Origin of the sequence: Muricaecibacterium torontonense (assembly GCF_004793925.1) — a bacterium.
Taxonomy (GTDB): Bacteria; Actinomycetota; Coriobacteriia; order Coriobacteriales; family Atopobiaceae; genus Leptogranulimonas; species Leptogranulimonas caecicola.
Window position 1 is genome coordinate 59,228 of the sequence record NZ_SRYE01000001.1, and the last position, 17,882, is coordinate 77,109.

General features: G+C 61.9%; 16 protein-coding genes. 7 read left to right on the forward strand and 9 right to left on the reverse strand.

The genetic code is table 11. From position 1 onward, the window contains the following. Positions 1-8 precede the first annotated feature (8 nt). The 4 genes from E5334_RS00295 to E5334_RS00310 all read left to right on the forward strand — a co-directional run bounded on the left by E5334_RS00295 (position 9) and on the right by E5334_RS00310 (position 3,573). A complete protein-coding gene (locus E5334_RS00295) occupies positions 9-854 on the forward strand; it encodes a PTS system mannose/fructose/sorbose family transporter subunit IID (protein ID WP_265591851.1) in 846 nt (281 codons plus the stop codon). A gap of 142 nt (positions 855-996) precedes the next feature. Beyond that, a complete protein-coding gene (locus E5334_RS00300) occupies positions 997-1,926 on the forward strand; it encodes a type I phosphomannose isomerase catalytic subunit (protein ID WP_136011625.1) in 930 nt (309 codons plus the stop codon). A gap of 14 nt (positions 1,927-1,940) precedes the next feature. Continuing rightward, the gene (locus tag E5334_RS00305; RefSeq protein WP_136011626.1) at positions 1,941-2,606 is read left to right on the forward strand and encodes a ribulose-phosphate 3-epimerase; all 666 of its coding nucleotides are present in this window, start codon (positions 1,941-1,943) and stop codon (positions 2,604-2,606) included. Positions 2,607-2,754: 148 nt separating this feature from the next. After that, a complete protein-coding gene (locus E5334_RS00310) occupies positions 2,755-3,573 on the forward strand; it encodes a GntR family transcriptional regulator (protein ID WP_136011627.1) in 819 nt (272 codons plus the stop codon). A 44-nt stretch (positions 3,574-3,617) separates the two neighbouring features. On the opposite strand, the gene E5334_RS00315 is transcribed toward E5334_RS00310, so the two are convergent. Further along, positions 3,618-4,217 carry a hypothetical protein gene (locus E5334_RS00315; RefSeq protein WP_136011628.1) on the reverse strand — a complete coding sequence of 200 codons (600 nt, stop codon included), beginning with the start codon at positions 4,215-4,217 and terminating at the stop codon, positions 3,618-3,620. Between the two features lie 330 nt (positions 4,218-4,547). Between E5334_RS00315 and E5334_RS00320 the strand changes: the two genes are divergently transcribed. After that, the gene (locus tag E5334_RS00320; protein WP_136011629.1) at positions 4,548-5,273 is read left to right on the forward strand and encodes a GntR family transcriptional regulator; all 726 of its coding nucleotides are present in this window, start codon (positions 4,548-4,550) and stop codon (positions 5,271-5,273) included. Positions 5,274-5,469: 196 nt separating this feature from the next. After that, complete coding sequence (locus E5334_RS00325; RefSeq protein WP_136011630.1) at positions 5,470-6,111, forward strand: hypothetical protein; 642 nt, start codon at positions 5,470-5,472, stop codon at positions 6,109-6,111. 64 nt (positions 6,112-6,175) lie between these two features. Here E5334_RS00325 and E5334_RS00330 read toward each other — a convergent pair whose 3' ends face one another. The 7 genes from E5334_RS00330 to dnaK form a co-directional block, all read right to left on the reverse strand. Continuing rightward, complete coding sequence (locus tag E5334_RS00330) at positions 6,176-6,379, reverse strand: hypothetical protein (protein WP_136011631.1); 204 nt, start codon at positions 6,377-6,379, stop codon at positions 6,176-6,178. A 2-nt stretch (positions 6,380-6,381) separates the two neighbouring features. After that, positions 6,382-8,256, reverse strand: a complete 1,875-nt coding sequence (locus tag E5334_RS00335; protein WP_167604232.1) for a PASTA domain-containing protein — start codon at positions 8,254-8,256, stop codon at positions 6,382-6,384. Between the two features lie 322 nt (positions 8,257-8,578). Further along, positions 8,579-11,242, reverse strand: coding sequence for an ATP-dependent chaperone ClpB (gene clpB, locus E5334_RS00340; protein ID WP_136011633.1), 2,664 nt, complete (start codon positions 11,240-11,242; stop codon positions 8,579-8,581). A gap of 64 nt (positions 11,243-11,306) precedes the next feature. Then, complete coding sequence (locus E5334_RS00345) at positions 11,307-11,741, reverse strand: heat shock protein transcriptional repressor HspR (protein ID WP_136011634.1); 435 nt, start codon at positions 11,739-11,741, stop codon at positions 11,307-11,309. Between the two features lie 23 nt (positions 11,742-11,764). After that, on the reverse strand, positions 11,765-12,724 hold the full coding sequence (locus E5334_RS00350; protein ID WP_136011635.1) for a DnaJ C-terminal domain-containing protein: 960 nt from the start codon (positions 12,722-12,724) through the stop codon (positions 11,765-11,767). 150 nt (positions 12,725-12,874) lie between these two features. Then, entirely contained in the window at positions 12,875-13,534 is a 660-nt protein-coding gene (locus E5334_RS00355) for a nucleotide exchange factor GrpE (protein ID WP_136011636.1), read from the reverse strand. A 72-nt stretch (positions 13,535-13,606) separates the two neighbouring features. Next, positions 13,607-15,499, reverse strand: a complete 1,893-nt coding sequence (gene dnaK / locus E5334_RS00360) for a molecular chaperone DnaK (RefSeq protein WP_136011637.1) — start codon at positions 15,497-15,499, stop codon at positions 13,607-13,609. Between the two features lie 717 nt (positions 15,500-16,216). Between dnaK and E5334_RS00365 the strand changes: the two genes are divergently transcribed. After that, positions 16,217-16,405 carry an ATP-binding protein gene (locus tag E5334_RS00365; RefSeq protein ID WP_136011638.1) on the forward strand — a complete coding sequence of 63 codons (189 nt, stop codon included), beginning with the start codon at positions 16,217-16,219 and terminating at the stop codon, positions 16,403-16,405. A 172-nt stretch (positions 16,406-16,577) separates the two neighbouring features. On the opposite strand, the gene E5334_RS00370 is transcribed toward E5334_RS00365, so the two are convergent. Further along, positions 16,578-17,849, reverse strand: a complete 1,272-nt coding sequence (locus E5334_RS00370) for an O-acetylhomoserine aminocarboxypropyltransferase/cysteine synthase family protein (RefSeq protein ID WP_136011639.1) — start codon at positions 17,847-17,849, stop codon at positions 16,578-16,580. Positions 17,850-17,882 lie beyond the last annotated feature (33 nt).

Here is a 17,882-nt window from a genome sequence, read left to right on the forward strand (position 1 = left end):
GAGAGACAATGTCTAATAACGAACCCGTAATCAAGCGCGAAGATGGCAAGATCGGCATGAACAAGCATGATCTCAACATGCTTTGGTACCGCTGGCAGGTAGGTTGGTTCTCCTCCAGCTCCTACGAGAAACTGGAGTCCCACGGCTTTGCCTGGTCCTACTGCGATTTCGCCGACAAGTTCTACAAAGACGATCCCGAGGGCAAGAAGCGCCTGCTGCTCCGCCACTCCCAGTTCTACAACACCGAGCCTCAGGTGGGCACCATCATCAACGGCATCGTGGCGTCCATGGAGGAGGGCATCGCTTTGGGCGATCCCATCCCTGAGGAGATGCCCACCTCGGTGAAGACCGCCCTCATGGGACCGCTGGCAGGCATCGGCGACTCCATCATCCAGGGCATCTTCGTCCCCACCCTGCTCTCCATCGGCATGAGCCTGGCAGCCAACGGCTCTGTGGCCGGCCCGATCTTCTACATCGTCACCTGGCTCATCTGCGGCCTGGCCATCTCCTACGGCTTGTTCCGCTATGGCTACAAGCTGGGCTTGAGCTCCATCGACACCCTGGTGGGCGAGACCTCCATGCGCATCATGGACGCCATCAACGTGCTGGGCATCATCGTGGTAGGCACGCTGGCAGCCTCGATGGTGGCGGTCTCCACCATCGTCCAGATCCCCTATGGCACCGAGATGGGCCCCCTCCAGGACACCCTGGACGGCGTCTTCCCTTGCCTGTTGGCCCTCATCGTCACCCTGGTGACCTGGTGGATGCTCAACAAGAAGCAGTGGAGCGCCATGAAGGTCCTTCTGGTCCTCGTTGTAGCTGTCATCATCTGCTGCGTCATCGGGTTCCTCTAAGCCCCGCGCGCACTGATCGCGCAGCGTCCGGCCAGCTACCTTTAGGGCCGTACCCCGAACGACCCTCCCCAACCTTTGCGCCGGCAGCCAACCTCCAATGCTGCCGGCGCCTTTTTGTCTCCCTGCGCCCCTAGGAGTTTCCATGGACCCCCTCTTTTTCACCCCGATCCCCCACGACACCGTCTGGGGAGGCACCGCCATCAAGGATTACTACGGCTACGAATGGCCCAGCGACCAGGTGGGCCAAGCCTGGGCCTTCGCCGACCAACCTGACGGCTCCACGGCCGTTTCAGATGGCCCTTACCAGGGAGCCACCTTAGGCGAGCTGTGGAAAGAGCATCCGGAATGGTTTGGGGACACCGATCGCCCCTTCCCTCTCATCGTCTCCATGCTCTGCCCCGAGCAGGACCTTTCCATCCAGGTGCACCCCACAGACAGCGTCGCGCGCGCCAAGGGGTTTCCCTATGGCAAAAACGAGGCCTGGTATTTCCTGGAAGCCCAGCCCGGGTCCTCTATCGTCTTTGGCCACAACGCCGCAGACGAGCGCGACATGCGGCACCGTATCGAGAGCGGCCAGTGGGATGAGCTTTTGCGCCGCCTCTGCGTGCGAAAGGACGACTTTGTCTACGTGCCGGCAGGGACCCTGCACGCCTGCGGCAAAAACGTCATCGTCTACGAGGTGCAGCAGGCCACCAATGTGACCTATCGCTTCTACGACTACGACCGCACCGATGCCCAAGGCAACAGGCGCCCCCTTCAGCTGGAGGAGGCGCTGGAGTCAGTGGAGTACGGGCCGGATCTCAACGCCTCCCGCCACACCGACGCAGTGGAGGCCAAGGATGGCTGGGAGCGCACCTGCTACATCGACTGCCCCTCTTTCAAGATCGAGAAGCTGGTGGTGGACGAGGGCTCCTTCACCCTTTGCGAAGACGCCTATGAGCTCGTGAGCGTCGTACGCGGGTCCGGCCAGGTCAACGGCAGGCCCGTGAAGGTGGGCGACCACTTCTTGGTTCCCAAAGGCTGCGCCGCGACTTTCACAGGCCAGCTCACCTGTATGATGACCACCGCTTAGAGAGGAGACCCGCCATGCTGCTTTGCCCCTCCCTCATGTGCGCCGACTTCTTGCACCTGGCAGACGAGGTGGACGCCCTCTGCGCCGCCGGCGCCGACCTACTGCATCTCGATGTCATCGACGGCCACTACGTGGATACCTCTTCCATGGGCCTAGGCGACGTCCGCGCCGTATGCTCACGCTCCAGCGTGCCCTGCGACGTGCACCTCATGGCCACCAACGCCGCCGAGGCCTGCGTGCACTACATCGAGGCCGGCGCCTCCATCGTCTACGTGCATCCTGAGACCGATAAGACCATCAACTCCACCCTGGCCAAGATCGCGCGGCTGGGGGCCCATCCAGGCATCGCCGTGAACCCCGGCCTGGCCTTGGAGACGGTGCAGTGGTGTCTGCCTTTGGTGGACTACGTGCTCATCATGACGGTGAACCCTGGGTTTTCCGGCCAGAGCTTCCTTGACTACGTCAAACCCAAGATCGCGCAGTTTGCCCAACTCAAAGACGACTACGGCTTCAAGATCATCGTCGACGGCGCATGCTCTCCTGCTGCGATCCAAGAGGTCTGCGCTTTAGGGGCCGACGGCGCAGTCCTTGGCACCAGCGCCCTTTTTGGAAAACCTGGGCCCTATCGCGAGCTGATGGCTCGCATACGAAGGCTCGACTGTGAGCCTTCTCTGGCATAGTCCGCTCTCGACTGTCCGTCACTTCTTTCAATCCTCTATAGTTCTTAAGAGCAGGGATATTTCATCCTAAGACATCCCTCTTAAGGGCCACGATACCCAAGAGGCATGAAAAGGAGGCGGGCAGTCGTCTTAGAATCGCAGGCCGGCTGTGAACACCACTATGGGGACGCTTTACCGCAACATCAAAGATGATCTTTTTGCCAAGATCAGCGACGGCACCTACTCTGAGGGCGACCTTATCCCCTCAGAGACGGACCTTGCCAAACAATACGGCGTAAGCCGCCCCACCATGCGCCAGGCGTTGCAAATCTTGGTGGACGAAGGCTACCTGGAACGGCGGCGTCGACGGGGCACCATCGTCACCAAACCCACCAGTCCAGACGCAGACCCCAAAAAGCCGGGTGGCTACCAGGCAGATTCAGGGTTGCAAAGCTTTGAGGAGGAGTTGCGCCGGGCAGGCCACAGCGTGCGCACCATGCCCATCCTGGCTAAGATCGAAGAGGCCTCCGAGGGCATCGCCCGCGCATTGGAGCTGGCTGCCGGCGATCCGGTGATAAAGCTGGTGCGCTTGCGCTATGTGGACGAGATACCCCATGTGTTCATGGAGCACTATCTGCCCTCCGAGCTCTACCCTGGTTTTTTGAACGCCGATTTTTCCCAAGTAGGCCTCTACCAGCGCATGAGCGACCTTGGTCGGCCGGTGCGCACCATCACCCGGCGCCTGGAGGTCATGAAGGCCGACGCTTCCTCGGCCACGCTGCTCGACCTGCCCATTGGCGACCCGCTCTTCCACTTCCAAACCTTTGGCAGGGCCCAAGACAACCGCATGGTGGAATACTCTATTTCCACATACCGAGGCCGCAACAACAGCTTCGAGTTCACGGTGGGCGCAGAGGAGCCCTCAGACCTGGTGCTGCCCTCAGACATGATCGACCCTATAGACCCTGCAGCTGCCGAGCAAAGCTAACCTTGCCGCCAGGCGCCTTAAGAGGTCGCTGCAGCCCCTTGGCCCTAGGCCATGACTCGAGAGAGGCGCGCAGCTTCCTCGCGAGCCGCTTTGGCCGCCTCCGCGTCGCCTTGGCTGTCGTATTGGAGAGCCAGAAGGCGCAGCAGACGCAGGCGTGTGGGGAGGTCTGCGCCCTCCATCTGGCGCTTCATCTGGTCGATATAGGCAGTGCTGCCATCAAGCACGATGTCTGCCACCGCTTGGAGCTCTTTGGCAAGGGCTTGGGTGTTTGCCGTCTCTGCCATCCGCTCTAGCAGGCTGCGCACTTGGGTCTCGTCTTTTCGAGCCAGGTAATACTCGAAGCCCTTCACCAGGAGATCGACGCGTTGACGACCCGCAGAAGACTGGGCGAGCAGCGTGCTGAAGGTCTTATCGGCATGGCGGGCGTCGCCCAGCCGCCTATAGGCGGCGAACCTCATGTAGTTGAGGTTGTAGGCCGGCATCAGCCTGTTGGGCCACCGACCGTCTAGATAGTCGAGCAAGGCCTCGGGCCCGTCTGCATCCATGCGCCGCTGGGCCCGTGCGGCAATGACGCGCATGGCTACCTGGTGGGCTATAAGAAGTCCTGCGACGCAGGCCAGAAGGATCCAGATGAAGGGGTTCATGGACGCTCTCAATCGTTATCTAGAACGGGCAGATGCGCTACTCTGGGAAGGGTGGCGAGGAGGCTTCTCCATTTGTCAGGATTTTAATCCGTACGTTCTGTTTATGTAAGTGTTACACCTAGCAAAAGAAGGGCATGGGAGGTTCGACGACCTGTAGACTCTCTTACTATAGTCGGGACACGCGAGGTAACTTACCGTGAAGTACCCCTATCCCCTATTGCCCCCTCGCAGGCCTACGCAGCTTCTTGTAAGTTATGTCTATATTGGCGGTTTGGTTCTTGTAAGCTCGACCCTCGTTGGCATTGGGTCCCCAATTGGAAAAGAGCGACTATGGGTTCTGCCTATCTCATGATCAAGGACGACCTTAGAGGTCTTATCGAAAACGGCGGCTATGCCGTGGGAGAGCTCATTCCCTCCCAATCGGATTTGGCGGAGACCTACGGGGTGAGCGCGCCCACGGTCAAGCGCGCCGTGGAGCTTTTGGCTCGCGAGGGATTCTTGGAAGCGGCGGCAGGCGGCTATGTGGTGGCCCGCAGGCGCGTGCCCCAGGGCTACGCCACCACGCTGCGCAGCTATTATGAGGAGCGCGGCGCCAACACCAGCTTCCCGGAGACCAAGATCATCAGGTTTTGCACGGTAGGCGCCAGCGACCTGGAGGCCCGCCGCCTGGGCATCGCCCCCGGTGCGCCGGTCTACCGCACCGTCCGTCTGCGCTATGCCGACGGAAAGCCCTTCGTCTTTCTCACCAACTGCACTCCCTGCGAGTATTTCCCAGAGCTTGCTTCGGTGGATCTCACCGTCCACTCGCTCTACTCCACCTTCGACGAGATGGGTCGCCCGGCCCTGGAAGCAGACCGCACCATCGAGATCCTGCGGGCCACCACCAGCCTCTGCGCCCTGTTGGACGTACAGCCCGAGGAGCCACTCTTCAAGGTGACCACCATGGTCTACGACGAGCAGGGAGTCGCCTTGGACTACTCTGAGGCCGTCTTTTTGAGCGAAGGCAACTCCTTCCACATCACCACCAGAGTGCTGGGCGAAGGGCTTATGCGCTGAAGGCTTTAGAGCCACGGCCCTTAACCCGGAAGCAAAAGCGCCTACTGCTTACAGTCCCTCAAGATCTCTGGGCATTTATTGCCTTTCGCTCGCAGAAGCTGGCTTGACCTCGGCAGGCGGGGAAGCATCTCCTAAAATAGATCGATGACGACCCTTGCGGCTTTTGTGCAAAGGCGTGCAATCTCTGGAGGCAGCCATGGCAGCGCACGAGCGCGATGACGATCTTTTACAGCATGATTCGGTTCCCACCCATCGCGTGCCAGAAGACCTAGGGCGCGATCTGGTGGAAGGCCTGGCCGAGCCTCCCTTCGCGGGTGCTCCAGAGACCGTCTCGGCCCCATTGCCTCAAAACGACCCTGCGGCTTACGACCCCAGTTTTGAGGGGGACGCCCACCATCGCTCCCCTGCGGCCCCGCCCACTACCGGGCAACCCCGCCCGCAAAACGCCGCTCCCCATAGCGGGTACAGCTCCAGCTATCGGGAGCCTTCCAACCCCCGAGGGGCCTATGTGCGCGAGCCGGTGCCCCATCGCACCCAAGCCGCCATCAACCGCATGGACGAGGACGACTTTGAGTCTTCCATCGACTACTCCCATGAGAGCGGCTACACCACCCGCCGCGGCTCCGCCTTCTCAGGCAGTGGCTACCGCCGCAGCCGGGCAGACGAGCAACGCTTCAAAAAAGAGCTCAAATACGGCCAATACCTGGAGGTTCCCAAAGGACGACGCGACCTTTTCGCCAGCCAGAAGCAACAGCGCGCCCGCACGGCCGCCATCCTGGCCGTGCTGATGGCCGCAACGCTCTTAGTGGCCCTCATCCTCTGGCTGGTACTTCGTTAGTGTCAGCGCTGCGCTCACCTGCGGGCCCACCTACGCGGCACCGCATCCAAGAAGCGGCAGGCTCCTAGCGCCAGGGATCCTCTTCCCAGAGAGACTCGCGCGCAGGCGGGCGGTCGCTCCAAGGATCGTAGCCGTCGTCATCTTCTGTCTCTGCCCGGCAAAACTCGCTGGCAGAGACTTTTTCTTGCCGAGAAGCGCCGCTGCTGGCCGCCGGTTTCTTAGGGGAAGGCGCGGGTTTCTCGGTAGCAGAAACATGAGGAGTCGTCACGGTTACCCCTTTATGAGCAGTTGGGTGGCGGCCAGGTTGGCCATGGAGCCCTCGTAGGCGTCCAGGCTGATGCCGGCAGCCGAGAGGTTTGTCTCCAGCGTTTGGGTGGGTGCGACGCAGACGGCGGCCAGGACTTGATCGTTGGCGCGCCAGACCACAATGGCCCAGGTGTCGGAACCCTGGGTGCCGGCCTTGGCGATGAATTCTGGGGCCTGGGAGGCTTTGGGCGCCAGCGTCTGTGGCGTAGCTGTGGTGGTGGTGCCCGAGGAGGTCTTCAGCCCGCAGGCCTCCATGAGGCTGTTGACCGTGGCTTGGTCCACCTTGAGGGCGCCTGCGGCGTCGGGAGCGGAGTCTTGGTCAAAGGTCAGGCGCACGCCCTGGATTTGAGCGCCGGCGGCCAAGCCGTCGGTGGCCCAGAACTGGAAGCCGCGGTACTCGGCAAAGGGATTGGGCCCAATGACCACCTGCGGGCTTGCGGCAGAGCCGGCCCAGGTGGCGGCAACCACGTCGTCGCGGGTTGCGCCGTAGAGCAGGCTATAGCCCTGTTGGCGCAGGTAGGTGGAGAGGTCCTTGGGCGCGCAGTGGAGGTACTCCAACGCCGCGTAGGGGCTGGCCGGATAGGGCGACGACACCGTGAGCGTCACCTTGGAGTTGGCTTTGAGCTCAGACCCGACCGCAGGGTCTGCCGAGACCACCGTGCCCGGATCCTGGTCGCTGGCCACCATCACCGTCTCATAGGTGAGGCCGGCGCGCTCGACAGCCTCCTTGGCATCGTCCTCGCTGAGGCCCACCACGTCAGGCACCGTATAGGGCTGGGCCACCACCAGGGTCACCATCTCGTCGGCCGCCACTACCGACCCGGCCGAAGGCGTCACCGCGATGACTGTGCCTTTTTCATTGTCAGAATTCTCATATTCCACGCGCACGTGATCTATGGAGCGGTCGTGCAGCGCCTCCTTGGCGTCTTCCAGGGCCATGCCCTCTACCTCGGGCACCGACCGCTCCACGCCGATGCCCAGCGCCACCACGCTGCCGGGATCCACGCGCCTGGAGCCCGCCGGCTCCTGGGACACCACTTTGCCCACAGCGTTGTCGCTCACCACTTCTGTGGTGGCTACCGAGAAGCCCTCCCCTTCCAGCAAGGAAGTGGCCGCGGCCTGATCCATGCCCACGGTGTCGGGCAGCGTCTTGCCGCCCCAGATCTCCATGCGCCAGGTGACAAAGGCCGCGAGCATCGCCAGCGCCGCCACAAACAGGACGGCGGCGGTGATGAGGCCCAGGCGGTGGTTTTTCTCGGCAGCCTGCTCTTCTGCGATGGGATCCGGCGCCGCATAGACGCGCATGCGGCCGGTAGATCCGGGGCGGGAAGGGTCGGTGACCAGGGAATCCACAAGGTCTTCGTCGGTGAGGTCCAAGCGCACGGCCTCTTTGGTGGCGTCAACCGGCGTGGGCACAGGCACCGTGTCGCCTACTTCTACCTGAGGGCTCCCTGGACGCACCTGAGTAGCCTCCACCTCTTTGAGCGACGAGGTGGCTGCCAAGTCTTCTTGCGGCTGGGCGCCTTGGGGAGCCTCTGCGGCTTCTTCCGCCGGAGCGTCCGGGGAGTTCTGAGCATCGGAAGTTGAAGATCCAGCTGGAGCGCCAAGGGCGTCAGCTGGGACATCCTTGGAATTAATTACTACATTTGCAACATCGGAGACTGGGGTATTGTCTAGGGTGCCCTTGGAATTATTTGCTACATTCGCTACATCGTGAGCGTCATTCATATCGACGTTTGACGTCGCATCCTGCAGGGAAGCGCCCGCCACGGGACGTCCGCACTGGTGGCAAAACTTTGCATTGTCAGGTAGCTCGGTGCCGCAGCCTTCGCAGCGCATGCAGTCTCCTTGGAGTGGAGGGGCCACGTCGCTTGAGCGACACCCCGGATACATCTACGACGCAATTCTACCCGCAACGGCTTTTTGAGATATGGAGAGGCTATCCCTCGCACTTCGAACGATAGACCTCGCGCCTATGCCCGCACTCTACCGCACGAACTACCAACTCATCATCGTTAGTCTCATCCCAAAAAAAGCACCCCGTCCTCCGTGAGGAGAACAGGGTGCCTATGGGTGTGTTTCTCGGCATTTTTAAGCTGCCGAGAAGCCCTTGCCGCCTTTCCTGCGCGATTTTGATCGCGAGGAGGGCCGGCGGGAAGCGCTAGTCCTCTTGGACGTCGTCGGGCTCGATGGGCTCGACCTCTTCGTAGTCTTCCTGGGTCTCCTTAAGGCTGGCGCCGACGAGGCGAGCGTAGAAGCCCTGCTTGTCGTCCACATCCACCTCGACGGTGTCGCCCTCGCGCACGCGGCCGTCCAGAATGAGAGAAGCCACGTTGTCCACCACCTGGCGCTGGATGAGGCGCTTCAAGGGGCGGGCGCCGTAGACGGGATCCAGGCCTTCCAGAGCCAGAGCCTGCACGGCGGCAGGGGTGAGCTGCAGCTTCAGGCGCTGGCGGCGCAGGCGCTCGCGCACTCCCTTGAGCTGGATGTCCACGATCTTCTCGATGTCGTCCAGCATGAGGGCGTGGAAGACCACCACGTCGTCGATGCGGTTCAAGAACTCCGGCTTGAAGGTAGCGCGCAGAGCCTCGTTGACCTGCTCGGTGACTTCCTCGGGGTTCGCGATGGCCTGGGCGGAGGCGATGAACTGGGAACCCACGTTGGAGGTCATGATGATGATAGTGTTCTTGAAGGACACGATGCGCCCCTGGCCGTCGGTGAGGCGGCCGTCGTCGAGCACCTGGAGCAAGATGTTGAAGACGTCCGGGTGAGCCTTCTCCATCTCGTCCAGCAAGATGACGCTGTAAGGATGGCGGCGCACGGCCTCGGTGAGCTGGCCGCCCTCGTCATAGCCCACATATCCTGGAGGGGCGCCGATGAGGCGCTGGACGGAGAACTTCTCCATGTACTCGGACATGTCGATGCGGATAAGGGCACGCTCGTCGTCGAACAGATACTCTGCCAGGGCCTTGGCCAGCTCGGTCTTGCCTACGCCGGTGGGGCCAAGGAAGAAGAAGCTGCCCAGAGGACGGTCGGGGTCTGCGAGGCCCGCGCGGCTGCGGCGCACGGCAGAGGCGACGGCCCGCACGGCGTCCTCTTGGCCGATGACGCGCTTGTGAAGCTCCTCTTCCAGGTTCTTGAGTTTGTCCATCTCGCCCTGCATCATTTTGGTCACAGGGACGCCGGTCCAGCTGGAGACCACGTCGGCGATCTCACCGGTGGTGACCTCCTCCTTGAGCATGCCGTCGTCCTCTTTGTCCATGAGGAGCTTCTCGGCCTCGTCGTACTGGCGCTGGAGGTCGGGAATGGTGGCATAGCGAATCTCAGAGGCGCGGGCCAAATCGCCTGAACGGGTGGCGCGCTCTTCCTCGTTCTTGGCCTCGTCGATTTGGCGCTTGAGGTCTTGGACGCGGTCGATGGCGCTCTTCTCGTTTTGCCAGGAGGCCTTCACGCCGTCCAGCTTCTCGCGCATGAGGGCCATCTCGCGGCGCAGCTGCTCCAGACGGTCCTTGGAAGCAGCGTCCTCCTCTTTCATGAGGGCCTGCTCCTCGATTTGCATCTGGGTCATCTGGCGATCCATGGCGTCGATCTCGGCGGGCATGGAGTCCAGCTCCATGCGCAGGCGGCTGGCAGCCTCGTCCACCAGGTCGATGGCCTTATCGGGCAGGAAGCGGTCGGAGATGTAGCGGTTGGAGAGGTCTGCAGCAGAGACTAGGGCGGCGTCGGTGATGCGCACGCCGTGGTGCATCTCGTACTTCTCCTTGAGGCCGCGCAGGATGGAGATGGTGTCTTCCACCGTGGGCTCGCTCACCATGACGGTTTGGAAGCGGCGGGCCAGGGCGGCGTCCTTCTCGATGTACTTGCGGTACTCGTCCAGCGTGGTGGCGCCGATGGCACGCAACTCGCCGCGGGCCAGCGCCGGCTTCAAGATGTTGCCGGCGTCCATGGAGCCCTCGCCGCCGCCGGCGCCCACGATGGTGTGGAGCTCGTCGATGAAGAGGATCACCTGGCCGTTGGACTTTTGCACCTCTTTGACCACGCTCTTCAGGCGCTCTTCGAACTCGCCGCGGTACTTGGCGCCCGCTACCAGGGCGCTCATGTCCAGCTCGACGATGTCCTTGTCCTTCAAAGTCGAGGGCACGTCGCCGGCCACGATGCGCTCGGCCAGGCCCTCCACGATGGCGGTCTTGCCTACGCCAGGCTCGCCGATGAGCACCGGGTTGTTCTTGGTGCGACGGGAGAGCACCTGAATGGTGCGGCGGATCTCCTCCACGCGGCCGATGACCGGGTCCAGCTTGCCCATGCGTGCCAGCTCGCACACGTTGCGGCCGTAGCGCTCCAGAGCCTCGAACTCTGGCTTGGCGTCGGCGCTGGTCACGTGCTCGTCGCCGCGCAGGTTCTCGTAGACCTCCTGAATGCGCTTGGCGGTAAGGCCGTCGCCGCGCAGGATCGAACCGGCGTCAGACTTTTCTTCCGACAGGGCGATCAGCAGATGCTCGGTAGTGACGTAGGAGTCACCCATCTTGGTGGCGAGCTTCTCGGCAGCGTCAAAGACCTTGACCAACTCCCGAGAAAGGCCCATCTGTGACAGGGAGTCGCCAGAGATCTTGGGTTGCTTGGCGATGGCATCATCTGCCTGATGCTCCACAGCGCGAGGGTCGGCCCCCACCTTCTCGATGATCGAGTCCAGGTTGCGCTCGCCCGAGGCCAAGAGGGCCTTGAGTAAGTGGACAGGTTCACAGGCGCTCGCATCTACGTCGGTGGCAATGCCCAATGCGGTTTGCAGGGCCTCGGCTGCCGTAACGGCAAGCTTGTTAACGTTCATGGAGTACCTCCATTCTTGCAAAGAGACAGCATCGATAGAGGTCTATGCCCCTCGATGCGGGGTTTTATGGTTGGTCAGTCGTGTTTCCTTGAAGAAAACCGCGCAACACCGCTTCGGGACTCTTGCCGTCATAGGGGGCAAGAGCGGTGATGCGCACGCGGGTGCGGTATTCGTGGACCTGATTCTCCAGCTCACGTATCCTTGCGCGCAGCTCGTCGATCTCTGCGTCGCGCTCTTCTGCGCGCTCGCTCATGTCCAAAATCCGCACTACGCCGGCGAGGTTGATGCCCTCGTCGGTCAAGCGACCGATAAGATGAAGCCGCTCGATGTCTGCCTGGCTGTAGAGACGGGTGTTTCCCCGAGAGCGACCGGGGTTCACCAGGCCTTTTTGCTCGTAGACGCGGAGGGTCTGCGGATGCATGCCGCAGAGCTCTGCCGCCACAGAGATCATGTAGAGAGGTTTAGTGCGGTTGGCACGTCCAACCTCTGGACTGTCCATGGCATCCTCCTCTCAGCTATCTGTTAGCTGTTCTTTTTAACCAAGCGCTCGATGTCGCGGCGCCAATCGTGATGATCGTTTTCCATAGCCTGCTCGAGGCCGGCACGCTCTTCCTTGGTAAGGCGCGTGGGCACTTCTACCTTGACGGTGACGTAAAGCGCGCCCTTGGCGCCCTTCTTCTTGACGTTGGGGGCGCCCAGGTCCTTGAAGCGGAAGGTCTTGCCGTCTTGGGTGCCCTTGGGCACCTTGAGGCGCACTACTTTGCCCTCGGGCGTGGGAATCTCGATGGTGGCGCCGAGCGCCGCCTCGTAAATGGAGATGGGGACGTCCATGCGCACATCGGCCCCGTCGCGCTTGAAGAGCGGATGCTCCTCGACGCGGGTGGTGATTACCAGATCGCCGCGCTCGCCGCCGTTGCGGCCGTACTCGCCGCGCTTGCGGTAGCGCAGCTTGCCGCCGTTGACAGCGCCTGCAGGAATCTTGACGGTGAGGGTTTGCTCCTCGCCAGTGGAAGGCACACGGTAGGTCACCTTGCGTTGAGCTCCCTCCAGCGCCTCATCGAAAGTCACATCGATGGACATGGTGAGGTCGCCGCCCTTTTGAGAGCGCGGCTGGCCTCCGCCGAAGATGGACGAGAAGTCAAAGCCGGCGCCGTCAGAGGCGGCACCGCCGCCAAAGCCGCTGAAGATGTCTGAGAAGTCAAAGCCATCGGCCGAGCTATAGGTGTAGGCTCTTCCGCGACCACCGTCGCCGCCAAAGTCTGCGCCAGGGATGCCGCCAAACATCAGCACCTGGTCGTACTCTTTGCGCTTGGCAGGATCCGACAAGGTCTCATAGGCCTCGGAGATCTCTTTGAACTTGTCCTCATCGCCGCCGGCGTCGGGGTGATACTTTTGGGCCAGCTTGCGAAAGCTCTTCTTAATCTCGTCTTGACTCGCGTCGCGAGAGACGCCCAAGACGTCATAGAAGTTCTTTTTAGGCATCGCGGCCACACCCCCTTTCATGGGGTTATTTGTACAGAGAAACGCGCGCCCCAGGCCGTGACATGAGGCCCAGGGCGCGCAGGTTTCCCACTGCCAGTTCATGAAGGCTCATACCCGCTAGGAGCAGAAGCCCAACGTGGCGAAGCGTTCCTAGTTGGAAGCCTCAGGTGCCTGATCTGCATCCTCAGGAGCCGGACGCTTGGGACCGCCCACGGTCACAGAGACCATGGCAGGGCGGATGACCTTGCCACCCATGGTATAACCACGGCGCAGCACCTGTGCCACCGAGTCGTTGTAGGCCTCAGCGTCTTGCACCTGACCTACTGCTTGCTCGCGGAGAGGATCAAACGCCTCACCGGGGCGGTCGATGACCTCGACGCCCTCGCGCTCCAGCACACCCAAGATCTTGGTGTGCACGTTGGCGACGCCGGCGGCCATCTCTTGAATCTGGCTGTCCTCGATGCCTTGCGCATGTTCCACTGCGCGCTCCAGATCGTCGATGGCGGGCAGCAGCGCCTCTACCAGCTTCTCTGTCGCACGCTCGCGCTCGGCCACACGCTCTTGGGCCGTGCGCTTGCGGTAGTTGTCCCAATCGGCCTGCAGGCGAGCCAGGCGAGCGGCAGCATCCGCCGCCTCAGTGCGGGCCTTCTCGGCTTCTTCTTCTGCCTTGGCCAAAGAAGCAGCCAGCTCGTCGCGTTCAGAACGAGCGCGCTCGGCATCACGGGCGAAGTCTTCTTGCGCGGCTTGCTCGCCGGCGCGAATGGCAGCCTCGACCATCTGAGGATCGAGCTCTTCTTGGGTATCGTCCATGATTTCGCCTCCTTCATAAGGCGTGTCCGGAACGTTGGAGCGCTCCGGACACCTTGAGTTCACGCTCGTAGATTAGTTGTTGGAGTCGTCGTCATCCACGACCTCGTAGTCTGCGTCGACTACGTCGTCGTCTGCGGAGCCGGTCTGAGCGGCGCCGTCTTGGGCGCTGGAGTAGACCACCTCAGCGAGCTTGTGGCCCACTTCCTGGAGCTTGTCGCCAGCGGCCTGGATGGCGTCCATGTCCTGGCCCTCCAGAGCCTTCTTGGCGTCCTCCACGGCAGCCTCTGCCTCAGACTTCATGTCGGCAGGCACCTTGTCGCCCAGGTCCTTCAGGGTCTCCTCGGTGGAGTAAGCCAGGGAGTCTACCTGGTTGCGCACCTCGATGTCGCCCTTGCGCTTCTTGTCTTCCTCAGCGTTGGCCTCGGCGTCTTTGACCATGCGGTCCACTTCTTCGTCAGACAGGGCGGTGGAGCCGGAGATGGTGATCTGCTGCTCCTTGCCGGTGCCCAGATCCTTAGCGGAGACCTTCACGATGCCGTTGGCGTCGATGTCGAAGGTGACCTCGATCTTAGGAGTGCCACGACGGGCCGCGGGGATGCCGGTGAGCTGGAAGCGGCCCAGGCTCTTGTTGTCAGCTGCGAACTCGCGCTCGCCCTGAAGCACGTTGATCTCTACCGAGGTCTGGTTGTCTGCAGCGGTGGAGTAGATCTCTGTCTTGGAAGTGGGGATGGTGGTGTTGCGGTCGATCATCTTGGTCATGATGCCGCCCATGGTCTCCACGCCCAGAGACAGCGGGGTGACGTCCAGAAGCAGGATGCCGTCGACGTCGCCAGTGAGGACGCCGCCCTGAACGGCTGCGCCGTCTGCCACGACCTCGTCAGGGTTCACGGACATGTTGGGCTTCTTGCCGGTGATCTTTTGCACCAGCTCCTGCACGGCGGGCATACGAGTGGAGCCGCCTACCAGGATGACCTCGTCGATCTCAGAGATGTTCAGGCCAGCGTCCTTCAGGGCCTTGGTTACAGGCTCCTTGCAGCGATCCAGAAGGTCGCGGGTGAGGCGCTCGAACTCAGAGCGGGACAGGGTGTAGTCCAGGTGCTTGGGGGTGTTGTTCACCGAGGTGATGAAGGGCAGGTTGATGGTAGCCTGCTGGGCGCTGGAGAGCTCCTTCTTGGCGTTCTCGGCAGCCTCCTTGAGGCGCTGCAGCGCCATAGGATCGGAGCGCAGGTCGACACCCTCCTCCTTCTGGAACTTGTCAGCGGCCCAGTCGATGATGCGCTGGTCCCAGTCGTCGCCGCCCAGGTGGTTGTCGCCGTTGGTGGCCAAAACCTCGGTCACGCCGTCTGCCAGCTCCAGCAGAGAGACGTCGAAGGTGCCGCCGCCCAGGTCGAAGACCAGGATCTTCTGATCGCCGTCAGCCTTCTCGAGGCCATAGGCCAGGGCTGCTGCGGTGGGCTCGTTCACGATACGCTTGACCTCGAGGCCAGCGATCTTGCCAGCGTCCTTGGTGGCCTGACGCTGGGCGTCGTTGAAGTAAGCAGGAACGGTGATGACGGCCTCGGTGATGGTCTCGCCCAGGTACTTCTCTGCGTCTGCCTTCATCTTGGCCAGAATCATGGCGCTGATCTGCTCAGGGGTGTAGTCCTCGCCCTCGATGGAGATGACCACGCGGCCGTCCTTGCCGGGCTTGACGGTATAAGGAACCGTCTTGAGCTCACTGGCCACCTCGTCATACTTGCGGCCCATGAAACGCTTGACCGAGAACACGGTGTTTTGCGGGTTGGTGACGGCGCGGTTCTTGGCAGCCTTGCCCACAAGGCGCTCGCCGTCAGGTTGGAATGAAACGACGGAAGGCGTAGTGCGGTCGCCCTCTGCGTTCACGATGATGGTGGGCTCGCCGCCCTCAAGCACCGCCATGGCGGAGTTTGTAGTGCCCAGATCGATGCCCAAAATCTTGTTTGCCATACCTGGTCTTCCTTTCATAACTGCCTCATGGCGGAGTTACTGCTGCGGTGGCGAACCATGGTGGCGAGCCCTCCGCACGGTGAGGCTTATATCCTTTGGTGAACATACTACACATTATCTAAGTGTGTTCGCTATAGATTTCCTAAACCTCCACAACTTAGCGTCGGGGAAGCTCGTACGCCTCGGTTTCCTTATCACCGATGTGTCCTGGCGCAAACACATAGCCTCTGCCCGATGCAAACCCTCCACGCCATCCCTATCTCCCCAGGATAAATGGGGTATTTTAAAAGACCTCTCCTTGTCCAGAAACCCACGCGCCACCCCCTTGAATTCACCCGTTCTGGGTGAATTTCACGACTCCTCTGAGAGCCTCTGTTGATTTGAGAATTGTGTAATAGGGGGTCTTGCTACCGCCCTCTCGGCTGCGCATGGAGCCCATGCCTGCGACGCGACCAGCCGCTGTCATGCCGCATTCCAGCCTATGATTGCAACATTGTGCAAAGCCCGTTCCCGTACGCGTTAAGCCAAAAATGTTAACCCCATTAAACTAGGGGTATTTTGCCAGTTTGCCCAGCTAGTGGGGCTGCATTAGAGACCTCAAGGGGATTGCAAAAAAGTCCAGAAGTTGTTCTTGCATTCTTGGAGAGGATTGGTATATTCACAAACAACGAAGCTTCGCGCCCCCGCGCGGGGCGTCCCTCTACGAATGGAGACATCATGGCCCATCCTGTTATCGATGCCGATGAGTGCATCTGCTGCGGCGTGTGCGTTGACGTATGCCCCACTGACACCCTGGAGCTCGGCGACGAGTCCGCGGTAGTGGCTAACGAGGAGAACTGCATCGCTTGCGGTCAGTGCCTCGACAACTGCCCCACCGGCGCCATCACCGAGATCGTCGAGGACTAGTTCCTCTTCTTCCATCTCACGCACAAGGCCTTCGGCCGCCCTCTTGGGCGCCGAAGGCCTTTTCTTTGCGCACACAACGCTGGAGGTGGCGCTATAAAGCGCGTGGCTTGCTGCCACGAGGCACGACCAGACAAGGAAATGTAGGCGGGGGCGACCAGGCAGCCGAGCGCGGTTAGGCCAGGGAGTCCAGGGCCTGGGCGAGGTCGGCGATGATGTCGTCGGCAGACTCGAGGCCGCAGGAGAGGCGCACCAAACCGGGCTCGACCCCGGCGGCAGCCAGCTGCTCGTCGGTGAGCTGGCGATGGGTGGAGCTGGCGGGATGCAGGACGCAGGTTTGGGAGTCGGCCACATGGACCTCGATGCGGGCCAGCTTGAGAGCGTCCAGGAAGGCCGCCGCACGGTCACGACCGCCTTTGATCACAAAGGAAATGACGCCGCAGCAGCCGTTGGGAAGGTACTTCTCGGCAAGGTCGCGATCGGGGCTGGAGGGAAGGCCGGGGTAGTTGACCGAGGCCACCTCAGGACAAGCCTGGAGCCACTGGGCCACCGCCAGCGCATTGGCGCCGTGCTGGGCCATGCGGAGGGGCAGGGTCTCCAGGGTCTCGTTGAGGATGAAGGCGTTGGTGGCTGGCGGATAGCAGCCCAGGTCGCGCATGAGCTGCACGCGGGCCTTGACGATGTAGGCGGCATCGCCAAAGTCGCGGGTGTAGACGACGCCGTGGTAGGACTCGTCGGGCTCGCAGAATTCGGGGAAGCGCCCAGATGCGGCCCAATTGAATTTTCCGGAGTCCACGATGACGCCACCCACCGTCATGGCATGGCCGTCGATGTATTTGGTGGTGGAGTGGGTCACGATGTCGGCGCCCCACTCGAAGGGGCGGCAGAGCACCGGCGTGGGAAAGGTGTTGTCCACGATGAGGGGCACACCTGCCTCGTGGGCTGCGGCGGCGAAGGTCTCGATGTCTAACACGTCGAGCGCCGGGTTTGCCACCGTCTCGCCGAAGACCGCCTTGGTGTTGGACTGGATGGCGGCCAGGATCTCCTCTTTGGTGGCGCGGGGGCTCACATAGACGGTCTCGATGCCAAAGCGCTTGAGCGTGACCGAGAAAAGATTCACCGTGCCGCCGTAAATGGCGCTGGAGGCCACGATGGAATCGCCGGCTTGGGCCAGATTGAGGACCGCGATGAGGTTGGCCGCCTGCCCGGAGCTGGTGAGCATGGCGCCCACTCCGCCTTCGAGAGCAGCGATCTTTTGCTCGGTGACGTCGCAGGTGGGATTGCCGATGCGCGAGTAGAAAAAGCCGTTCTCCGACAGGTCGAAGAGCGCTGCCACCTCCTCGCAGGAATCGTAGGGGAAGGTGGTGGACAGCGCGATGGGCAGCGTGCGCGGCTGGCCGTTGGATGCGTGGTAGCCCGCGTGAATGCACTGGGTGTGGACGTCCATGGGTTGCCTCCTTTAGGGCAGGGCGGCGGGAGA